The sequence below is a fragment of the Pedobacter sp. 05L430 genome (assembly GCF_056397585.1).
Window position 1 is genome coordinate 1 of record NZ_JBFTNT010000544.1, and the last position, 1,231, is coordinate 1,231.

The following is a 1,231-nucleotide window of genomic DNA, read 5'->3' on the forward strand; positions in this document are numbered from 1 at the left end:
GCTAATGATCATGCAGGTAGCTTTCTCATCGGTAAATTTGGGGTTAAAAGTATAACCAAGTTTGGTAAAAAACTCCACAGATCTGTTAAGGTCCTTAATAGGGCTAATGATCATGCAGGTAGCTTTCTCATCGGTAAATTTGGGGTTAAAAGTATAACCAAGTTTGGTAAAAAACTCCACAGATCTGTTAAGGTCCTTAATAGGGAGGTTTACAAAAATTTGAGTTGCCATTATTTTTTTATTTAAGTTATACTCAAAGATACAGCAATGCCTTGCACGTTCAACTGTGCAATAATGACAAATTAAGGGGGGAAATACGACGTGCTAAACAACTAACAGATTTTCTAAAACCTCCCGTCATCCCGACGATACGAGAGATCCCCTGGTTCTCGGGATAACGCAGTTGTGATTTTACATTTAGTATCTTTGACAAAAAGCCACTTTTATTAAATCCTGAAACAACCAAAAAACTCAATATGTCTGCATATAAACGTCGCGATTTCTTAAAACTTTCTTCTTTATCGGCCCTGCCACTTATCGCATCGGCTGTTATGCCAGCAAATACATTTGCATCAGAAAAAGCAATACCATCAAAAGATAGCGAAGCAGTTTATTTTATTAACGATGGGATTTTTTATAAGCCAGAAGATTTTATAAATAAGCTACAAGAGATAAATACCGCTAATCCAATAGAAAGAGATAGTTATGCCGATGGTGGGACCATAGAAAAGCTTTTAAAGAAATTTGTAGAAATTACAGGAAAAGAAGCTGCTGTTTATTTGCCAACAGGCACCTTGGCTAACCAGCTGGCAATTAGTTTTTTATGTGGAAATAATACAAAAGCATTTGTGCAAGAAACCAGTCATGTTTATAGGGACGAAGGAGATGCCGCACAAACCTTGTTCAACAAAAGATTAATTCCGCTGGCCGAAGGAAAGGCACATTTCACCTTAGATGAACTCAAAAAAGCAATTAAATACCATAAAGATGGCGAAGCGTTTGTTGGCGAAGTTGGAGCTGTATCTATAGAAACACCTGTAAGAAGGTGCGATAACCAGGCTTTTCCATTAGAAGAGATAAAAAAGATTTCGGCTTATTGTAAAGAACAAGGCTATAAAATGCACCTTGATGGTGCCAGACTTCACATGGCAACAGCATTTACAAATGCAACGGTAAAAGAATATGCCAGGTATYTCGACACAGTTTACATGTGTTTGTATAAATATTTGGG

2 protein-coding genes are annotated in these 1,231 nt (G+C 37.1%); one reads left to right on the forward strand and one right to left on the reverse strand.

Features of this window, described 5'->3' with window-relative positions; genetic code table 11:
* A partial coding sequence (locus AC1DG9_RS27205; protein ID WP_477635709.1) for a VOC family protein occupies positions 1-231 on the reverse strand: 231 nt, incomplete at its 3' end.
* A 245-nt stretch (positions 232-476) separates the two neighbouring features.
* Here AC1DG9_RS27205 and AC1DG9_RS27210 point away from each other — a divergent pair.
* The coding region (locus tag AC1DG9_RS27210) for a threonine aldolase family protein (RefSeq protein ID WP_477635710.1) at positions 477-1,231 on the forward strand (755 nt) is incomplete at its 3' end.